We start from the raw sequence: 18,495 nt of genomic DNA, 5'->3' as shown, positions 1-18,495 counted from the left end.
CTCAGCGCGAGGCCAGCTGGATCCCGCGGGGCCGGGCCCAGGCGGCCAGCCGATCGCCCGCCTGCTGGCGCACGAAGCACAATCCGCCGCGCACGCGATAGCTGCGGCACAGCGCCACCGCGTCGGCGCGCGCGAAACCGCCGACGGACAGACGATAGAAGCTCGCCCCCTTCACCGCCGCGTTCATGCCGCCGGGCGCGTGGACGCCCAGCGCGGGGAAGCGTCGCGTGGCGCGGGTCCAGCCGTCCTTCGCCACCGCGGCATTCTCAAACGCGCCGATCTGCACGACCCAGTCGCCCTTGGCGGGCGCACGCGCGGCGCCCACTGCCGCCTTCGCGGTCGAGCGGCGGGCGGCGACCGCCGTCTTGTACGATGCGGACGCGGCGATCAGCGGCGGCGACACGGCCTGCTGCGCGATCATGGCCCGTGCGATCGTCGCGGCGGGCGTGGGCGCCGGCGCGGCGACGGGGCCTTGTGCCGGTGCCGGCGGCTCGGCGGCGAGCTGCTGCTCCGCCTCGACATTGGCCTTGGGCATGAAGCTGTCGATCGGCGCCTCGTTCGTCGCGGCGACCGCCACGGGCACAGCGCCCGCCAGCGCCAGCGCCACCGGCAGGCCGGGGTCGGCGACCGGGCGGATGCCGAGCAGCGAGGCGACCTGATCGGACGCGGATGCGGGCCGCGCGAACGCCGCCCACTCGACGATGCGCTTGTCCGCCTCCACCGGCGCCAGGTCCAGCCCGACCAGCGTGCGCGCCTCCTGCCAGCGTCCGGCTAACGCGAGCGCCAGCGCCAGGTTCTGCCGCGTCTTCGGCGTGGCCTCGGGCGAGCGCGTCGCCACCGTCAGCACGTCGACCGCGCCGGCCGGATCGCCCGCCAGCGCCAGCGCCAGCCCGCGGTCGGCCGCGGGGATGGCGGCGGCGTGCCGCTCCAGCGTGGCGCGCGCCTCGGCCCAGCGACCGGCGCCGACCTGCGCCAGCGCCAGGTTCAACGCCACCGTCGCATTCTCCGGCTGCAACGTCATGACGTCGCGATACGCCGCCTCCGCGGAGGCGAAGCGGCCACCCTTCAGATACGCGCTGCCCAGCAGCGTGCGATAGCCCGCGTCGGCGGGGTTCAGCGCCACCGCGGCCTCGGCCCCGGCGATCGCCTTCTCCCACTGGCGCTTCTTCATCGCCTTGCCCGCCTTCACCGCGGCCTCCGCGGCCTTCTTCTGCGCACGCGCGTCGTGGCGCGCGTCGGCGACGGCGGGGGCGATGACGGGCGCGATGGAGGGCACGGCCGCCGCGATCAGCAGCGTGACGATACCGGCTCCGGTCAGGTGCAGCTTCATCTCACAATCCTCGGATCGATCAGGCGCCCGTCGGCAGCTGCCCGCGCAGCGCCTCGACCTCGGGCATGGTGGCGATCAGCGCGTCGAGCGCGTCGGTGACGAGTTGCTGCGCCGAACGGCCGCGCGCGGCGGAAGCGAGGCGCAGGCGCAGGTGGCGCTCGCTGTCCAGCCGCAGCGTGAAGGCCGCCTTGCGGCCGTGCGGCACGGACGCCGCCACCGCCGCGACGACCGCCGCGGGTACGGGGGCAGGGGCGGGTGCGGCGACGGGCTCGGGCGCGATCGCCTCTTCCAGCTGCGCGCGCTCCTCCAGCACGGGTGGCAGCACCGGCAGGGGAAGCGGCTCGCCCATGTCGTTCCAGCCCAGGTCGTCGCCGGCCTGCGACAGCGAGGCGAGCGTCGCCTGGCGGCGCATCGCCGGACGCGCCTGTCCCTTGCGCGCGAGCAGCGTCGACGACAGCGACGCCAGCGGCTTGGCTCCGCCCAGCATCAGCCGATCACCCGGCGGCCGAAGCCGCTGCCCTGCGGCCGCGTCGGAATGTAGCCAGCCGGCGACTTGGGCGCGGCGAAGACGGTGCGGCGGAAGTTCTTTTCCAGCCGGTCGGACAGATATTCCCAGAGGGCCGTCACTTCCGCGGCGGAACGCCCCTTCGGATCGACCTCCATCACGGTACGCCCGTCGATCATCGACGCGGCGAAGTCGGTGCGCTGGTGGATCGTGATCGGCGCGACGGTGCCGTGCTGAGACAGCGCCACGGCGGCGTCGCTGGTGATCCGCGCCTTGGGCGTGGCAGCGTTGACGACGAAGACCAGCGGCTTGCCCGCGCGCTCGCACAGATCGACGGTGGCACCCACCGCGCGCAGGTCGTGCGGCGAGGGACGCGTGGGGATGACGATCAGCTCGGCCACCTGGATCACGCTCTGGATGGCGACGGTGATGGCGGGCGGCGTGTCGATCACCGCCATGCGGAAGCCCTGCTGGCGCAGCACCTCCAGGTCCGCGGCGAGCCGGGCGACCGTCGTCTGCGCGAAGGCGGGATATTCGTCCTCGCGCTCATTCCACCAGTCCGCCAGCGACCCTTGCGGATCGATGTCGATCAGAACGACCGGCCCGGCCCCCGCCAGCTGCGCCTGCACCGCAAGGTGCCCCGACAGCGTGGTCTTGCCCGATCCGCCCTTCTGCGATGCCATGGCCAGCACACGCATGTTTCCGTCGCACTCCCCGCGATTGTTCCACGACGGAGATCGCAGACCGGGATGGAGGAAAGGTTAACGGCGGTGCTTACCTTCACTTTGTCCCGGATCGGGATGACGGATGGTTAATCTTTCGGCACTATCGCGACGGCTCGACATTTCGACTGGGTCGCTTCGAGGGGTGGGCTGATGAGGACGTTCTATTCCGCAATACTCGCCACCGCGCTGGCCGTGCTGCCCGCGACCGCGGACGTGAAGGCGGGCGTCGAGGCGTGGGGCCGCGGCGAGTTCGCCCGGGCGGTCGCCGAGTGGCGCGGCCCGGCGGGCGACGGCGACGCCGACGCGCAGTTCAACCTGGGCCAGGCCTACAAGCTGGGCCGCGGCGTGCCGACCGATCAGGTGCAGGCGACCGAGTGGTTCCGCAAGGCCGCGGTGCAGGGCCATCCCAAGGCGGAGGAGAATTACGGCCTGGCGCTGTTCCAGGACGGCAAGAAGGCCGAGGCGCTGCCCTGGCTGGAGAAATCGGTGGCGCGCGACGAGAAGCGCAGCGAGCTGGTGCTCGGCACCATGCTGTTCAACGGCGACGGCGTGACGCGCGACTGGACCCGCGCCTACGCGCTCGTCACGCGATCGTCGCAGCAGGGCCTGCCGCAGGGTTCGCAGACACTGGCGCAGATGGACCGCTACATTCCCGAGGCGCAGCGGCGCGAGGGGATCACGCTGGCCAAGCGGATCGAGACCGGCGGTCGCACCGCTCTGGCGGGCGCGGGATCGCCGGTCGGCACCGTGCCCGTGCCACCGAGCGAGGTGGAAACGCGGCCGACGCGCGTCGCGGCCGCGCCGAAGCCGCCGAGGGTGCCCAAGGCGCCGAAGCCCGAGGTCGTCCGCGCCGAGCCCGCTTCCCCTCCCCCGCCCGCGGCCAAGCCCGCACCCCGGCCCGCAGTGGCGCGCGTTTCCGCCCCCTCGGGCGGCGCGTGGCGGATCCAGCTCGGCGCCTTCCGCGACGCCGGCAACGCGCGGGGCCTGTGGTCGTCGGTCGGCGGCAGGGTGGGCGGCTCGCCGTCCTACGTCGCGGCGAACGGCCTCACCAAGCTGCAGGTCGCCGGCTTCGGAACCCGCGCGGAGGCGCAGCGTGCGTGCGGTCGTGCCGGCGGCGCCTGCGTGGTGGTGCGGTAGAGCGACAGACCCTCCACTGAGCTGGTCGCGGCGCCCCGCGAGCGAGGCGCCGCAAGAGGGGCGGCATCGGTCGTGGCACGTGCCGGGCAAACACCGGCAACCCGGGAGGTTCCGGCTCGACGAACCGCGTGCTGGCGTCAGTCGTCACAAACAGGCGAACGGCCCCGGGGCTCGCACCCCGGAGCCGTGGTCGTTTCACCGAAAAATGGGTCCGATCAGCGCGGCTTGCGCTTGGTCGTCTTCTTTTCCGTGGTGGTCGTGGTCGTCGTGGCGGCCTCGCCGCTCGCGCCCGCCGCCGGCGTCGTCGCGGTGGTGGACGTCTCGGTGGTGGTCGACGTCGCGCCGGTGGCGGCGCCCGTCGCCGCACCCGTGGTCGCCGCCGCGCCGCCGGCCGCGCTGCCCATCGCCGCGGACAGCTGCGCCGCCGTCATGCCGATCGTCACGCCTTGCGGACCGGGGCCGAAACCCGCGATCGGCAGTGCGGCATCGCCCTGCGCGGTCGTCACCGTCACCGTGCTGGCGTCGACCGTCTTGATCGTGCCGAGCTGCGCGCCGCCCGTGCCGTAGACCGAGGCGCCGGGGACCAGCTTGGCCTTGAAGTCGGCGCTGGCCTGCGCCTGCTGCTGGCCGGCGGCGGCGTCGAGCTGCGCCTTGGTCATCGCCAGCACGGGCCCCTTGGCGCCCGCACCCAGCGAGGTGACCGGCACCGCCGCCTTCACGGCACCGGTGTCGATGACGGCGTTGGTGCCGTCGGTGCTGGCAATCGTGCCGACGGTGCCGCCGCTGGTGTCGTAGACGGTGGCGCCGACGGTCGGCGCCGCGCCCGTGGCGGGGGCCGCACCGGCGGCCGGAGCGGGCGCAGTCTGCGCGGACGCCAGCGAGGGCACGCCGGCGGTGCCGAGAAGAAGGGCGGTCAGAACAATACGCTTCACGAGGGAATCTCCTGCGATTGGTTCGCCTGAGCAACGAGGCGGCGGCGGATCGGGTTCCCGACCCTGCGAGAGGCGCCACGTCGGGCCAAGGGAACGACGATTATCCCGCCCCCGCCTGTCGCCCCGCTGAACGCTCCAGCTCGGCTGGTCGGCGTAGAGGGGCAGGTCGTCGTGACGTATCATGGCGTTCCCGCGCACGCGGAATTTCCCGGGGAAAGGCAGGACAACGCCTTGCATCCCTCGCGGCTCTGGGCTCCCGCCTTCGCGGGAGCACGAGTGAGGTCTTGCCCGAAGGTCGACCGAAGCCGCACTCCTTCTCGTCACCGTCACCCGCCGGCCCGGCAAAGCCGTGCCCGATGGGCTGGCTTGCCGTGCCGTCCGCGATTGTGCGAGTCAGCGCGCGGCCTTGCCGCCGCTGCCGCGCTGCGCGTCAATTCTTCTCCTTGTCCACCAGCTTGTTCGCGCCGATCCACGGCATCATCGCGCGCAGGTTGCTGCCCACCTGCTCGATCGGGTGCGCCGCCGCCGCCTTGCGCGCCGCCTTCAGCTCGGGCTGGCCGGCGCGATTGTCGAGGACGAAGTTCTTCACGAACCGGCCCGACTGGATGTCGGCCAGCACGCGCTTCATCTCCTTCTTCGTCTCGTCGGTGATGATCCGCGGACCGGTCACGATGTCGCCGTACTCGGCGGTGTTCGAGATCGAGTAGCGCATATCCGCGATGCCGCCCTCGTACAGCAGGTCGACGATCAGCTTCGTCTCGTGCAGGCACTCGAAATAGGCCATTTCCGGCGCGTAGCCCGCCTCGACCAGCGTCTCGAACCCCGCCTGGATCAGGTGGGTGATGCCGCCGCACAGCACCGCCTGCTCGCCGAACAGGTCGGTCTCGCACTCTTCCTTGAAATTGGTCTCGATGATGCCCGAACGGCCGCCGCCGACCGCACTGGCATAGGCGAGCGCGACGTCGTGCGCGTTGCCGCTGGCATCCTGCTGCACGGCGATCAGGCACGGCACGCCGCCGCCCCGCACGTACTCGCTGCGCACGGTGTGGCCGGGGCCCTTGGGCGCGATCATGATGACGTCGATGTCGGCGGGCGCTTCGATCAGGCCGAAGTGCACGTTCAGCCCGTGCGCGAAGGCGAGCGCGGCGCCGGGCTTCACGCGGCCCTTCAGGTCGTCGTTCCAGATCGCCGCCTGATGCTCGTCGGGCGCCAGGATCATGATGATGTCGGCCCATTCCGCCGCCTCGCGGTTGCTCATCACCTTGAAGCCGGCGCCTTGCGCCTTCTTCGCGGTCGCCGAACCCTCGCGCAGCGCGATCGCCACGTCCTTCACACCCGAATCGCGCAGGTTCTGCGCGTGCGCGTGCCCCTGGCTGCCGTAGCCGACGATGGCGATCTTCTTGCCCGTCACCAGGTTCAGGTCGGCGTCGTGATCGTAATAGACTTTCATGAGGTCCCTTTCTGCCTCTCCCGGTGGGAGAGGATACGAAGACTTGGCGGCTTGCCGCCTAGTCGGAGTTGGTGAGGGTGGTGCGGGGCAGGAGAGCCGGTCGCCCTCCCCCTCCCATCGCTGCGCGACGGGCCCCTCCCTCTCCCGATGGGAGAGGGGTGATTTCAGGCCGCCTCGCTGCCCCGCGCGATCGCGACGATGCCGGTGCGCGCGACCTCGATCAGGCCGACCTCGGCCATCAGCTCGACGAACTTGTCGATCTTCGCGCGCCCGCCGGTGACTTCGAAGACGAAGCTGCTGGTGGTCGCATCGACCACGCGCGCGCGATAGACGTCGGCCAGCCGCAGCGCCTCGATCCGGTGGTCGCCGGTGCCGCGCACCTTCACCATCGCCAGCTCGCGCTCGACGTGGTCGCCCTCCGCGGTCAGGTCGTGGACGCGGTGGACCGGCACCAATCGGTCGAGCTGCGCCACGATCTGCTCCAGCGTGGCGGGGCCGGCGCTGGTCACGATGGTGATGCGGCTGACGGCCTTGTCCGCCGTGATCTCGCTGACGGTCAGCGATTCGATGTTGTAGCCGCGCGCGGTGAACAGCCCAGCGATGCGGGCAAGGATGCCCGGCTCGTTGTCCACGATCACCGCCAGCGTGTGGCGTTCGGCGGTCTCTTCTCTGATGTGCATCATATCTCCCCGGAACGGAGAGGGGGCCGCTCGCGTCGCGGGTGGTGCAGGGGTCGCCTGCCACCAACGTGTCGCGTGCCGCATTCCCCTCCACCATGCTCCGCATGGTCCCCCTCCCCGTGCCGGGGAGGCAAGGGTTGCGTTCAAACCAGCGCCTTGGCCTCGTCGTCCATGGTGCCCGACACCTCGTTGGCCTGCAGGATCATGTCCGTGTGCGCCGCCCCGCTGGGGATCATCGGGAAGCAGTTCGCCAGCTTCGCCACGCGGCAGTCGACCATCACCGGGCCGTCGTGCGCCAGCATGTCGGCGATGCCGCCGTCCAGCTGCTCGCGGGTGTCGATCCGAATGCCCTTCCAGTCATATGCCTCGGCCAGCTTCACGAAGTCGGGCAGGCTGTCCGAATAGCTCTCCGCATAGCGGCTCTCGTACGTCAGCTCCTGCCACTGGCGGACCATCCCCATATATTCGTTGTTGAGGATGAAGATCTTGACCGGCAGCCGGTATTGCGTGGCGGTGGCCAGCTCCTGGATGTTCATCTGGATGCTCGCCTCGCCCGCGATATCGATGACGAGCGCGTTGGGATTGCCCAGCTGCGCGCCGATCGCCGCGGGCAGCCCGTAGCCCATGGTACCCAGGCCTCCGCTGGTCAGCCACTTGTTCGGCAGCTCGAAGCCGAAATGCTGTGCCGCCCACATCTGGTGCTGGCCCACCTCCGTCGTGATGATCGGCTGGCGCGCCTTGGTCGCCTCGTGCAGGGCGCGGATCGCGCGCTGCGGCATGATGACGTCGCTTGCCGCATCCTCGGGAAAGGACAGGCACTGCCGCGCGCGCCACCCCTCGATCCGCCGCCACCAGGCGTCGAGATCGGGTTTCGGGTGCTGCCGCGCCTTCCACAGCCGCACCATGTCCTCCAGCGCGTGGCCCGCATCGGCGACGACGGCATGGTCGATCCGCACCGTCTTGTTGATGCTGGACCGGTCGATGTCGATGTGCACCTTGCGGCTGTTCGGTGCAAAGGCGTCCAGCCGGCCGGTCACGCGATCGTCGAAGCGCGCTCCGATGTTCACGATCAGGTCCGCCTCGTTCATCGCGAGATTGGCCTCGTAGGTGCCATGCATCCCGAGCATGCCGAGCCACTGCGGCGCGGACGCGGGAAAGGCGCCGAGCCCCATCAGCGTGGACGTGACCGGCGCGCCGGTAAGCCGAACCAGCTCGCGCAGCAGCTGCGACGCCCCCGGTCCGGCGTTGATGATCCCGCCCCCGGTGTACAGGACCGGACGCTCGGCGGCGGCGAGCAGGTCGACCACCTGCTCGATCGCGGCACGGTCCGCCTTCAGCGCGGGGCGATAGGTCTTGTGCTGGATCGGGCCCGGTTTGGCGTAGCGCGCGCTGGCGACCTGCACGTCCTTGGGGATGTCGACGACGACCGGGCCGGGGCGGCCCGACGTGGCGATGTGGAACGCCTCGTGGATCACCGCGCCGAGCCGCGCGGGATCCTTCACCAGGTAATTGTGCTTGGTGCAGTGGCGCGTGATGCCGACCGTGTCCGCCTCCTGGAAGGCGTCGGAGCCGATCAGCGTCGTCGGCACCTGGCCGGTGATGACGACCATGGGGATCGAATCCATCAGCGCGTCGGTGATGCCGGTGACGGCGTTGGTCGCGCCGGGGCCGGAGGTGACCAGGACCACGCCGGGCTTGCCGGTGGCGCGGGCATAGCCCTCCGCCGCGTGGGTCGCCGCCTGCTCGTGCCGGACGAGGACGTGCTTGATCCGCTTGCTGCGGAACATCGCGTCGTAGATCGGCAGGACGGCACCGCCCGGATAGCCGAACACGACCTCCACGCCGAGATCGCACAGCGCCTCGACCAGGATATCGGCTCCGCTCTTCTCGGTCACGTCAGGTCTCCTTCGTTGATGGCGGTGCGCTAGGCTATGCAAAATTGCGCGTCAAACGTTTTCAGAGAAATAAAATTGCGAATTTGCTGCATCGCAGCGCAGCCAGTCCGCGGGTGGCTGATGTCGGAACCAGGTGTATTGCCGCTTGGCATAGCGCCGCGTGGCCAGCTGCGCACCGGCCAGCGCCTCGTCGCGCGACAAGCCGCCCGCCAGCATCGCCGCGATCTCCGCCACGCCGATGGCGCGTCGGACCGGCGCGTCCGCGGGCACGTCCTCGCGCGACAGCAACCCGGCCACCTCCTGCACCGCGCCCGCGTCGAACATGGCGGCGAGCCGCCGGTCGCAGCGCGCGAACAGCGTGGCGCGATCGGGCAGCAGGATCACCGGGGACAGCGCGACACGATGCGCGATCCCGCCCCGCCGCTCCTGCTGCCACGCGGCGAGCGGGCGCCCGGTCGATCGCACCACCTCTAGCGCGCGCGCGACCCGCGCGGTGTCGCCGGACGACAGCCGCGCGGCCGCCGCCGGATCCTCGCGCGTCAGCGCCTCGTGCGCCGCCGCCACCGGCAGCGCGCGCACCGCCGCGCGCACGCCCGGGTCGATCGCGGGCACCGGGGCGATCCCGTCCAGCAGCGTGCGCAGGTAGAGGCCGGTACCGCCCACCAGCACCGGGACCCGCCCCTCGCCGTGAACCTGATCGATCGCCGTCCGCGCGTCCGCGGCCCAGTCGGCGGCGGAACAGGCGCGCGCGCCGTCGACATGGCCGAACAATCGGTGCGGCACCCGCGCCTCCTCCTCACGCGTTGGCCGCGCCGAGAGGATGCGCAGGTCGCGATACACCTGGCTCGCGTCCGCGTTCACCACCGTGCCGTCGATGCGCTCGGCCAGCTCGAGCGCCAGCGCGCTCTTGCCGCTGGCGGTCGGCCCTGCGATGAGCGCGACCTTCGGCAAACGGGAAGACGACATGTTCACGGCGACGCTGATAGCAGCGGGGCGGCTGGCGCCCAACATCGTGGCGGACGCGAACGACCGGCTCGCCGCCGCCGGCTGCGTGCCCACCACGCTGGGCTGGATCGACGAGGGCGACGCCGCCGATCTTCATTTCGAACTGGCCCCCGCCGACGCGCGCACCATGCTGGAAAGCGCGTTCGAGGGCGTCGACGTCGTCGTCCAGCCGCGCGACGGCCGACGCCGGATGCTGCTGATCGCCGACATGGATTCGACGATGATTACGGTCGAATGCATCGACGAGCTGGCCGACTATGCCGGCATCAAGCCGCAGATCGCCGCCATCACCGAGGCGGCGATGCGCGGCGAGCTGGATTTCGAGGCGGCGCTCGACGCGCGCGTGGCGCTGCTCAAGGGGCTGGACGCCGGCGTGATCGATCGCTGCCTGGCCGAGCGCGTGCGGACGATGCCCGGTGCCGCGACGCTGGTGCGGACCATGCGCGGCTGGGGCGCGACCGCGGTGCTGGTGTCGGGTGGCTTCACCCGCTTCGCCGGACCGGTCGCGGCGGAGATCGGCTTCGACCGTGCCATCGCCAACGTGCTGGAGGTCGACGGAGGAGCGCTGACCGGCACGGTCGCGCGGCCGATCGTCGGGGCCGCGACGAAGAAGGCGACGCTGATCGACTATCGCGCCGAGCTAGGCCTCGCCGACACGGCGACGCTGGCGGTGGGCGACGGCGCGAACGACTTGTCGATGATCGAGAGTGCCGGGCTGGGCGTCGCCTATCGCGCCAAGCCGATCGTCGCCGCCGCCGCGATGGCGCGGATCGACCACGGCGATCTCACCGCGCTGCTGTGGGCGCAGGGCGTGCCGAAGAAGGAATGGGTCAAATAGTGCCATTACCGTTCGTGCTGAGGGGCTGAGCCCTTCCACTGCCTGCCGAGGCAGGCGCTCAGGACAGGCTTCGGCACAATGTGCCGGAGCCGAAGATCCATCTCGAAGCACCCGTCGAGACGCCGTTTCGACAGGCTCAACGGCCCTTCAGGGCGAACGAAGGTCGACGTGGACCGCACGGCCATTCACGCCGTAGCCGCCGCCCCCTCCAGCGCCGCCCGCACCGCCGCTACCGCGTCCGCGGCCTTGTCGCCGTTCGGGCCGCCGCCCTGCGCCATGTCGGGCCGTCCCCCGCCGCCCTGCCCGCCGAGCGCCGCCACCGCGCGCTTCGTCAGCTCGACCGCGTTCAGGCGCCCGGTCAAGTCCGCGGTGACGCCGACCGCGACCGAGGCGCGGCCGTCGTTCACCGCCACCAGCATGGCGACGCCCGACCCGATGCGCTGCTTGGCCTCGTCCACCGCGCCGCGCAGCCCCTTGGCGTCGAAGCCGTCGAGCACCTGCGCGACGAAGGGGACGCCGCCCACCGTCTCCGGCCCGGCCGGCGCCCCGCCACCGCCGCCGCCGGACAGAGCGAGCGCCTTCTTCGCCTCGGCCAGCTCGCGCTCCAGCCGGCGGCGCTCCTCCACCAGCGCGGCGACGCGCGCGGGCACGTCGTCGGGCGAGGTTTTCAGCGCCGCCGCGGCCTCACGCAATTTGTCGTCGCGCGCCGAGAGGTAGGCGCGAGCCGCTTCCCCGGTCAGCGCCTCCACGCGGCGCACGCCGGAGGAGACCGCGCCCTCGCCGACGATCTTCATCAGCCCGATATCGCCCAGCGCGCTGACGTGGGTGCCGCCGCACAGCTCGATCGAATAGGTCTCGCCGTCGTCGTCGCTGCCCATGGACACGACGCGAACCTCGTCGCCGTACTTCTCGCCGAACAGCGCCATCGCGCCCATCGCGATCGCGTCGTCGGGCGTCATCAGCCGCGTCGTGACCGCGCCGTTCTGCCGAATCTTCGCGTTCACCGCGGTCTCCGCGTCCGCCAGTTCCGCCGCGCTCATGGCGCTCGGGTGCGACACGTCGAAACGCAGACGCTCGGGCGCCACCAGGCTGCCCTTCTGCGCCACGTGCGTGCCCAGCCGCTGGCGCAGCGCCTCGTGCAGCAGGTGCGTCGCCGAGTGGTTGGCGCGGATCGCCGCGCGGCGGGCGACGTCGATCGCCAGTTTCACGCCGTCGCCGACCTTCAGCACGCCCGCCTCGATCGTCGCGTGATGGATCCACAACTTGCCGAGCTGCTTCGACGTATCCGTCACCGTCGCGCGCAGGTCATCGCCCGACAGCGTGCCGGCGTCTCCCACCTGACCGCCGCTCTCGGCGTAGAAGGGCGTCTGATTGACGATCACGTCCACGCTGTCGCCCGCCGCCGCCCTCTCGACACGCGCGCCGTCTTTCACGAGCGCCAGGACGACGCCCTCGCCGGTATCGCTGGCGTAGCCGGTGAACTCGGTCGCGCCGACCTCGTCGGCCAGGTCGAACCACAATTCGTCCGACGCCTTCGCGCCCGACCCCTTCCACGCGGCGCGCGCGGCGCGCTTCTGCTCCGCCATCGCCGCGTCGAAACCGGCGCGGTCGACGCCGAACTCCTGCGCGCGCAGCGCGTCCTCGGTCAGGTCGTAGGGGAAACCGTACGTGTCGTAGAGCTTGAACGCGGTCTCGCCGGCCAGCACGTCGCCCGGCTGCATTCCCGCGGTTGCCTCGTCCAGCAGCTTCAGCCCCTTGTCGAGCGTCTGGCGGAAGCGCGTCTCCTCCTGTTGCAGCGTCGCCTCGATCAGCGGCTGCGCGCGGACCAACTCGGGATAGGCGGCCCCCATCTCCGCGACCAGCGCGGGGACCAGCCGGTGCATCAGCGGCTCCTTTGCGCCCAGCAGATGCGCGTGGCGCATCGCGCGGCGCATGATGCGGCGCAGGACGTAGCCGCGCCCCTCGTTGGCGGGCAGTACGCCGTCCGCGACCAGGAAGCCCGAGCAGCGCAGGTGATCGGCGATGACGCGGTGCGACGCCTGGTTGTCGCCCGTGGTCGCGGTGTGCGTCAGCGCGCCCGACGCGGCGATCAGCGCCTTGAAGGCGTCGGTATCGTAATTGTCGTGGACGCCCTGCATCACCGCGGCGACGCGCTCCAGCCCCATGCCGGTATCGATCGACGGGCGCGGCAGGTCGCCGACGATGGCGTCCGCCTCCTGCAGATGCTGCATGAAGACGAGGTTCCAGATTTCGACGAAGCGGTCGCCGTCCTCGTCCGGCGAGCCGGGAGGGCCGCCGGGGATATGATCGCCGTGGTCGTAGAAGATCTCGCTGCACGGCCCGCACGGCCCGTCGCTGCCCATCGCCCAGAAATTGTCCTTGGTGGCGATGCGGATGATGCGGTGGTCGGGCAGGCCCGCGATTTTCTGCCACAGCGCGAACGCCTGATCGTCGGTGTGGTAGACCGTCGCGGTCAGCCGGTCCGCCGGCAGCCCCCATTCCTTCGTCAGCAGCGTCCAGGCGTGCAGGATAGCCTGTTCCTTGAAATAGTCGCCGAACGAGAAATTGCCGAGCATTTCGAAGAAGGTGTGGTGCCGCGCGGTGTAGCCGACATTGTCGAGGTCGTTGTGCTTGCCGCCCGCGCGCACGCACTTCTGCGACGAGGTGGCGGTGCTGTAGGGCCGCGTCTCCAGCCCGGTGAACACGTTCTTGAACGGCACCATGCCGGCGTTGACGAACATCAGCGTCGGATCGTTCTGCGGCACCAGCGGCGCGGACGGCACGATGGTGTGCCCGGCGCTGCCGAAATAGTCGAGGAACGAGCGGCGGAGATCGTTGGTCGAGGTCATGGCCTGCGACTTAATCGCGCGATCGCGCGGTGACTAGGGAGCTTCGCCACCTGTGCCGGAATCGGCCGCGGCGCCCCATCGCCGCGCGATCATGGCGCAGGCGACCAGCTGGATCTGGTGGAAGATCATGACGGGCAGCAGCACGATGCCGACCTGCGCCGCCGGAAAGAGCACCCCCGCCATCGGCACGCCCGAGGCGAGGCTCTTCTTCGAACCGCAGAACAGCAGCACCACCGCGTCCTCGCGCCGCAGCCGCATCGCCCGCCCGGCCAGCAGCGTGATGAGCAGCACGAGTGTGAGGAGGAGGCAGCACAGGCCGGTGATGACGGCGAGGTCGCCGGGCGAGACGCGGCGCCACAGCCCCTCCACCACCGCCGCGCCGAAAGCGGTGTAGACGACCAGCAGGATCGACCCGCGGTCGACCAGCGAGAGCAGGCGCCGCTGCCGCGTCACCCAGGCGCCGATCCAGGGCCGCAGCAGGTGCCCGGCGGCGAACGGCAGCAGCAGGTGCAGCACGATCGCCTCCACCGACGCGGCGGAGACGCCCGCGCCGGCCTGGTCCATCAGCAGAGCGACGAGCAGCGGCGTGGCGAGGATGCCGAGCAGGTTGGAGAAGGACGCGCTGCACACCGCCGCCGCCACGTTGCCGCGCGCGATGGCGGTGAACGCGATCGAGGATTGCACGGTGGAGGGCAGCAGCGTGAGGAAGAGCAGCCCCGTCGCCACCGGCCCGCTCAACGCGCCGGCCAGCAGCAGGCCGAGCAGGGGGAAGACGAGGAAGGTGATCGCCAGCACCGCCGCGTGCAGCCGCCACTGCCGCACGCCGTCGATCAGCGCCGCGCGCGACAGCTTCGCGCCGTGCAGGAAGAACAGGACGACGATGCCGACCGTCGCCGCCGCGGAGGCGACCGGCGCGAAGGCGCCGCGCGGCGGCAGCACGCTCGCCAGCACGACGGTGCCGAGCAGCATCAGGATGAACGGTTCGAACACCGCCAGCACGCGCCGGATCACGCGCCCGCCCCCCAACCCGCCTCCGCGCGGCGCATCACACCGGCCGCTCGATGCTCGCCGGGGGTTCGCTGAACCACTTGGGTCCGGCGGCGGTCATGTGGAAGCAATCCTCCAGCCGCACGCCGAAGCGTCCCGGCAGGTAGAGGCCGGGCTCGTCGGAGAAGCACATCCCCTCCGCCAGCGGGGTCGCCTCGCCGTGGACCAGGTTGACGGGCTCGTGGCCCTCCATGCCGATGCCGTGACCGGTGCGGTGCGACAGGCCGGGCAGGCGATAGCCGGGGCCGTAGCCGAGCGTTTCGTAATGGCGGCGCACCGCATCGTCGACGGCCCCCGCGGGCGTGCCGATCCGTGCCGCGGCGAACGCGACCTGCTGCCCCCTCGCCACCTCGGACCACACGCGGCGTACCTCGGCGGGCGGCGTGCCGACGACGAAGGTGCGCGACACGTCCGATTGATAGCCCTCGACCGTGCATCCGCAGTCCATCAGCACCACGTCGCCCTTCGCGATCCGGCGCGGCGCGGTGCCGCCGTGGGGCAGCGCCGCGTCGGGACCGACCAGCGCCATGCTGAACTCGGGCGCACCGCCCAGCCGGCGCGTCGCGGCGGACATCAGCGCGCCGACGTCCGCGCCGGTCATCCCCGGCTCCACCCGCGGGTGGACGAAGCGGTAGGCGGCGACCGTCACGTCCGTGGCCAGTTGCATCAGCGCGATCTCCGCCGGCGTCTTGCGCATCCGGCAGCCGCGCACCACCGCGTCGGCGCTCACCAGCCGCGCGTCGGGCGCGGCGCGGCGCAGGCGGTCGACGGCGAAGAAGCGCACCGTCTCCTCGATCCCCACCGGCCGCCGCGAAAGGCCGCGATCCTTCAGAAAGCCGGCGATCACGCGCGTCGGCTCCTCGTCCTCGTTCCAGGTCCGCACCTGCGCCGGCACGGCCAGGCTGAGGCGGACGGAGGGCTCTTCGAAAAAGGGGGTGACGATGCACGGCTCGCCCTCCATCGGGATCACCGCGCAGGTCAGCCGCTCGCTGCGTCCCCAGCGGACGCCGGTGAAGTAGATCAGGCTCGCCCCCGGCTCGATCACGATCGCACCGATCCCGGCCGCCTTCATCAGCGCCTGCGCGCGACGCAGCCGGCCGGTGCGTTCGGCCACGCCGATCGGCACGGCGCCGGCGGTGATGTCCGACAGGCCGGAGAGGTCGGGCTCGGCGGCGCGAAGCACGCCGGCGAGGGGCATCAGCGCGGCGGCGGCGAGGACGCGGCGTCGGGATGGGGCAAAATGCATCGAGCCTCCTTCGTCACCCCGGACTTGTCCCGGGGTCCACCGTGACGCAAACACAGCCTGACAGGCTCCTGCCGCACGGTGGATGCCGGGACAAGCCCGGCATGACGGTTCGGACGAGGAGCGACGGGAGCATCGAATGGCCAAGCGGCTGACCACCTATATCCTGATCGGCCTCGTGGCGGGGTTGATCGTCGGGCTGTCGATCCACGCCGCGATCGACGACGGCAGCGCCGCGGCGGGCGAGCGGCTGACCACGATCGCGGGCTATTTCTCGATCGTCACCACGCTGTTCCTGCGCCTCATCAAGATGATCATCGCGCCGCTGGTGTTCGCCACGCTGGTCAGCGGCATCGCACAGATGGGCGACACCAAGGCGCTGGGCCGCATCGGCGCGCGCAGTCTCGCCTGGTTCATCACCGCCAGCCTGGTGTCGCTGTCGCTCGGCCTGCTGATGGTCAACCTGCTTCAGCCCGGCGTCGGCCTGAACCTCGCCCTGCCCGCCGCCACGGCGACCGCGGGGCTGGAAACGGGCGCGTTCAACCTGAAGGACTTCGTGACGCATATCGTCCCCGCATCGATGATCGACGCGATGGCGAAGAACGAAATTCTGCAGATCGTCGTCCTTTCCGTGTTCGTCGGCGTCGCCATCACCGCGGTGGGGGAGAAGGCGGCGCCGCTGGTCAAGGCGATCGACGCCCTGGTCCACGTCATGCTGCAGATCACCGACTACGTCATGCGCGTGGCGCCGGTCGCGGTCTTCGCCGCGGTGGCCGGCACGCTGACGGAACGCGGCGCGGGCGTGATCGGCCAACTCGCCTATTTCATGGGCAGCTTCTACGCCTCGCTGCTGCTCTTGTGGTGCGTGCTGCTGGGCGCGGGGTTCGTCTTCATCGGGCGACGCATCGTCGACCTGATCCGCCACGTGCGCGAGCCGCTGCTGGTCGCCTTCTCCACCGCCTCGTCCGAGGCGGCGTACCCGCGGATGCTGGAGGCGCTGGACCGGTTCGGCGTGCCGCCGCGCGTGGCCAGCTTCGTGCTGCCGCTCGGCTATTCGTTCAATCTGGACGGGTCGATGATCTACATGACCTTCGCGTCGATCTTCATCGCGCAGGCCTACGGCATCGACATGTCCATCGGGCAGATGGTGACGATGCTGCTGGTGCTGATGGTGACCAGCAAGGGGATCGCGGGCGTGCCGCGCGCCAGCCTGGTCGTGATCGCCGCGACGCTGCCGATGTTCAACCTGCCCGAGGCGGGGCTGCTGCTGATCCTCGCCATCGACCATTTCCTCGACATGGGCCGCACCGCCACCAACGTGATCGGCAACGCGGTGGCGAGCGCGGTGGTCGCCAAGTGGGAAGGCGGCTTCGACCCGCCCGAACCCGTCGCGATCGAGCCGCCGCACGCCCCGAGCGGCGACGGCCCCGCGCGCGCCGTGGAGAGCTTCCGGGAGGTGTGACGGATCGCCGCGCCGGCGCATCCCCCCGTCGCCACGCCGACGTGGTGCCGGGCCGGTGGCGGCGGCTCTGCGTCAGTTCACCGGCGCGCGCCGGCGGTAGCTTAGCGCCTCCGCCACGTGGAGGCGGGACACCCGTTCCACCGCGGCGAGGTCGGCGATCGTGCGCGCGACGCGCAGGACGCGCGTATAGCCGCGCGCCGACAGCCGCATCGTCGCCGCCGCCTCCGCCAGCAGCACGCGTCCCGCCTCGTCCGGCGCGGCGCATCGCTCCAGCGGCTCGCCGTCGAGTTCCGCGTTGGTACCGCCCTGCCGCGCGCGCTGCACCGCCCGCGCCGCCGCGACCCGCGCGGCGACCTCGCGCGATCCCTCCGCCGGGGGCGGCAGCGACAGGTCGGCTGTGAATCCGAAAACCATGTCGGACCGGATCATGCCCCGAGCCCCGAACATCGCACAAGCCAGTCGGAATAGCTGACAAGTCAGCGCGACCAATTAGCAAGAGAGGAAAAGCACATGCGACCAGTTTCGCGTGGCGGGAGAGCCGTAACCTATTCTAAAGTCGGTCTTATGGTCCTTAAAGAGCACTTCCAGCAGCGCCCCATCGAGGCGACGTTCAGTTCGTTCCGAAGCATGGTCCCGCTGCGCACGCCTTCGGGACCGCAGCAGGTCGAATCGGAGCTGGAGGCCGAACTGCTGGAGCAGCTGGCCTTCGCGCCCGGCACCTACGACCTGCTCACCCAGCCGATCATCGAGTACGCGACGAACGGCAGGGCGCGGCGATACACCCCCGACATCATCGTGCAGCTGCACGCGTCAGGGGACGACGCACCAAGCCGCTATGTCATTGAGGTGAAGCGCCAGGCCGACCTCATCGCCAACGCGGCGCAATACGCGCCCAAGTTCGAGGCCGGGCGCGTCGCCGCCGAGAACGTGGGGGCCGCCTTCCGCATCATGAGCGAGGATCGCATCCGCACGCCCTACCTCGCCAACGCGCGCCTGCTCCGACGCCACCTCGACGCCGACCCGGAGCTCGCGGCGTTCGACCACATTCGCCGGGAGCTTGGCGCGCATGGCGTCACCGTGGCGGAGGCGATCGCGCTGCTGCGCAGCCTGGGTATGGACGAGCCCGACATCCGCGCAGGCATCGAGCAGGCCGTGGCCTGGCGCATGCTGCTGTGCGACCTCTCCCGTCCGTTCGACGACGCGACCGTGGTCTGCGCCCGCGCGCCCGGCGACCTTCCCAGGCCCGTCGACGATCCGATCATGATGTCATTGTGGGACGCAGATTCCGCGTGAACATTCAGGGAACATAATGTAAGCTAGGCGGACCAGTTAGCCGCCGAGGCCAAGATGAAGATCGGCACGAAGAAGGGTGACAAGGTCCGATACGGGGGCGCGCA

At 70.9% G+C, this 18,495-nt stretch carries 15 protein-coding genes and 1 pseudogene; 4 read left to right on the top strand and 12 right to left on the bottom strand.

Features of this window, described 5'->3' with window-relative positions:
- Position 1: 1 nt before the first annotated feature.
- The 3 genes from HBH26_RS12300 to HBH26_RS12290 are packed head-to-tail and all read right to left on the bottom strand — an operon-like array spanning position 2 to position 2,533.
- Positions 2-1,330 carry an SPOR domain-containing protein gene (locus HBH26_RS12300; RefSeq protein WP_168134895.1) on the bottom strand — a complete coding sequence of 443 codons (1,329 nt, stop codon included), beginning with the start codon at positions 1,328-1,330 and terminating at the stop codon, positions 2-4.
- A gap of 19 nt (positions 1,331-1,349) precedes the next feature.
- On the bottom strand, positions 1,350-1,817 hold the full coding sequence (locus HBH26_RS12295; RefSeq protein WP_420824988.1) for a hypothetical protein: 468 nt from the start codon (positions 1,815-1,817) through the stop codon (positions 1,350-1,352).
- The gene (locus tag HBH26_RS12290; RefSeq protein WP_168134894.1) at positions 1,817-2,533 is read right to left on the bottom strand and encodes a ParA family protein; all 717 of its coding nucleotides are present in this window, start codon (positions 2,531-2,533) and stop codon (positions 1,817-1,819) included. Before HBH26_RS12290 ends, HBH26_RS12295 begins: the two co-directional genes overlap by 1 nt.
- A gap of 177 nt (positions 2,534-2,710) precedes the next feature.
- Here HBH26_RS12290 and HBH26_RS12285 point away from each other — a divergent pair, with 177 nt between their 5' ends.
- The gene (locus HBH26_RS12285; protein ID WP_168134893.1) at positions 2,711-3,697 is read left to right on the top strand and encodes an SPOR domain-containing protein; all 987 of its coding nucleotides are present in this window, start codon (positions 2,711-2,713) and stop codon (positions 3,695-3,697) included.
- 215 nt (positions 3,698-3,912) lie between these two features.
- Here HBH26_RS12285 and HBH26_RS12280 read toward each other — a convergent pair whose 3' ends face one another.
- From HBH26_RS12280 to miaA, 5 genes are all read right to left on the bottom strand, one after another.
- Entirely contained in the window at positions 3,913-4,629 is a 717-nt protein-coding gene (locus HBH26_RS12280; protein ID WP_209308518.1) for a hypothetical protein, read from the bottom strand.
- Positions 4,630-5,059: 430 nt separating this feature from the next.
- Positions 5,060-6,079, bottom strand: a complete 1,020-nt coding sequence (gene ilvC, locus HBH26_RS12275; protein WP_168134892.1) for a ketol-acid reductoisomerase — start codon at positions 6,077-6,079, stop codon at positions 5,060-5,062.
- A 164-nt stretch (positions 6,080-6,243) separates the two neighbouring features.
- On the bottom strand, positions 6,244-6,759 hold the full coding sequence (gene ilvN / locus HBH26_RS12270) for an acetolactate synthase small subunit (protein ID WP_168134951.1): 516 nt from the start codon (positions 6,757-6,759) through the stop codon (positions 6,244-6,246).
- 143 nt (positions 6,760-6,902) lie between these two features.
- Positions 6,903-8,654: an acetolactate synthase 3 large subunit gene (locus HBH26_RS12265; protein WP_168134891.1), complete on the bottom strand. Its 1,752-nt coding sequence runs from the start codon at positions 8,652-8,654 to the stop codon at positions 6,903-6,905.
- Between the two features lie 51 nt (positions 8,655-8,705).
- Positions 8,706-9,620 (bottom strand): tRNA (adenosine(37)-N6)-dimethylallyltransferase MiaA, encoded by a 915-nt coding sequence (gene miaA / locus HBH26_RS12260; protein ID WP_168134890.1) that lies wholly within the window; start codon positions 9,618-9,620, stop codon positions 8,706-8,708.
- On the opposite strand from miaA, the gene serB reads away from it, so the two are divergent.
- Positions 9,619-10,497, top strand: a complete 879-nt coding sequence (serB, locus tag HBH26_RS12255) for a phosphoserine phosphatase SerB (protein WP_168134889.1) — start codon at positions 9,619-9,621, stop codon at positions 10,495-10,497. The two genes, miaA and serB, sit on opposite strands and share 2 nt — an antisense overlap.
- A 185-nt stretch (positions 10,498-10,682) precedes the next feature.
- Here serB and alaS read toward each other — a convergent pair whose 3' ends face one another.
- Genes alaS through HBH26_RS12240 form a run of 3 tightly spaced genes read right to left on the bottom strand, consistent with a single transcriptional unit; the run spans position 10,683 to position 15,639 of the window.
- Positions 10,683-13,346 (bottom strand): alanine--tRNA ligase, encoded by a 2,664-nt coding sequence (gene alaS, locus HBH26_RS12250; protein ID WP_168134888.1) that lies wholly within the window; start codon positions 13,344-13,346, stop codon positions 10,683-10,685.
- 33 nt (positions 13,347-13,379) lie between these two features.
- Positions 13,380-14,354: a bile acid:sodium symporter family protein gene (locus tag HBH26_RS12245; protein ID WP_338057351.1), complete on the bottom strand. Its 975-nt coding sequence runs from the start codon at positions 14,352-14,354 to the stop codon at positions 13,380-13,382.
- Between the two features lie 37 nt (positions 14,355-14,391).
- Positions 14,392-15,639 (bottom strand): M24 family metallopeptidase, encoded by a 1,248-nt coding sequence (locus tag HBH26_RS12240; RefSeq protein ID WP_168134886.1) that lies wholly within the window; start codon positions 15,637-15,639, stop codon positions 14,392-14,394.
- A 136-nt stretch (positions 15,640-15,775) separates the two neighbouring features.
- Here HBH26_RS12240 and HBH26_RS12235 point away from each other — a divergent pair, with 136 nt between their 5' ends.
- Positions 15,776-17,098, top strand: coding sequence for a dicarboxylate/amino acid:cation symporter (locus tag HBH26_RS12235; protein WP_168134885.1), 1,323 nt, complete (start codon positions 15,776-15,778; stop codon positions 17,096-17,098).
- A 72-nt stretch (positions 17,099-17,170) separates the two neighbouring features.
- Here the strand turns inward: HBH26_RS12235 and HBH26_RS12230 are convergent.
- A pseudogene (locus HBH26_RS12230) lies at positions 17,171-17,494 on the bottom strand (magnesium chelatase subunit ChlI family protein); the annotation flags it as partial.
- Between the two features lie 168 nt (positions 17,495-17,662).
- Here HBH26_RS12230 and HBH26_RS12225 point away from each other — a divergent pair.
- Complete coding sequence (locus HBH26_RS12225; RefSeq protein ID WP_168134884.1) at positions 17,663-18,391, top strand: TnsA endonuclease N-terminal domain-containing protein; 729 nt, start codon at positions 17,663-17,665, stop codon at positions 18,389-18,391.
- Positions 18,392-18,495 lie beyond the last annotated feature (104 nt).

Source organism: Sphingomonas corticis, assembly GCF_012035195.1.
Lineage (GTDB): Bacteria > Pseudomonadota > Alphaproteobacteria > Sphingomonadales > Sphingomonadaceae > Sphingomonas > Sphingomonas corticis.
Note: the sequence above shows the minus strand (reverse complement) of the source record. Positions and strands in the feature narration are given on the sequence as shown.

Coding starts and splice junctions, on each gene's coding strand:
- HBH26_RS12300 (WP_168134895.1), bottom strand. CDS start 1,330: ATGAAGCTGCACCTGACCGGAGCCGGTATCGTCACGCTGCTGATCGCG.
- HBH26_RS12295 (WP_420824988.1), bottom strand. CDS start 1,817: ATGCTGGGCGGAGCCAAGCCGCTGGCGTCGCTGTCGTCGACGCTGCTC.
- HBH26_RS12290 (WP_168134894.1), bottom strand. CDS start 2,533: ATGCGTGTGCTGGCCATGGCATCGCAGAAGGGCGGATCGGGCAAGACC.
- HBH26_RS12285 (WP_168134893.1), top strand. CDS start 2,711: ATGAGGACGTTCTATTCCGCAATACTCGCCACCGCGCTGGCCGTGCTG.
- ilvC (WP_168134892.1), bottom strand. CDS start 6,079: ATGAAAGTCTATTACGATCACGACGCCGACCTGAACCTGGTGACGGGC.
- ilvN (WP_168134951.1), bottom strand. CDS start 6,759: ATGCACATCAGAGAAGAGACCGCCGAACGCCACACGCTGGCGGTGATC.
- serB (WP_168134889.1), top strand. CDS start 9,619: ATGTTCACGGCGACGCTGATAGCAGCGGGGCGGCTGGCGCCCAACATC.
- miaA (WP_168134890.1), bottom strand. CDS start 9,620: ATGTCGTCTTCCCGTTTGCCGAAGGTCGCGCTCATCGCAGGGCCGACC.
- alaS (WP_168134888.1), bottom strand. CDS start 13,346: ATGACCTCGACCAACGATCTCCGCCGCTCGTTCCTCGACTATTTCGGC.
- HBH26_RS12240 (WP_168134886.1), bottom strand. CDS start 15,639: ATGCATTTTGCCCCATCCCGACGCCGCGTCCTCGCCGCCGCCGCGCTG.
- HBH26_RS12235 (WP_168134885.1), top strand. CDS start 15,776: ATGGCCAAGCGGCTGACCACCTATATCCTGATCGGCCTCGTGGCGGGG.
- HBH26_RS12225 (WP_168134884.1), top strand. CDS start 17,663: ATGGTCCTTAAAGAGCACTTCCAGCAGCGCCCCATCGAGGCGACGTTC.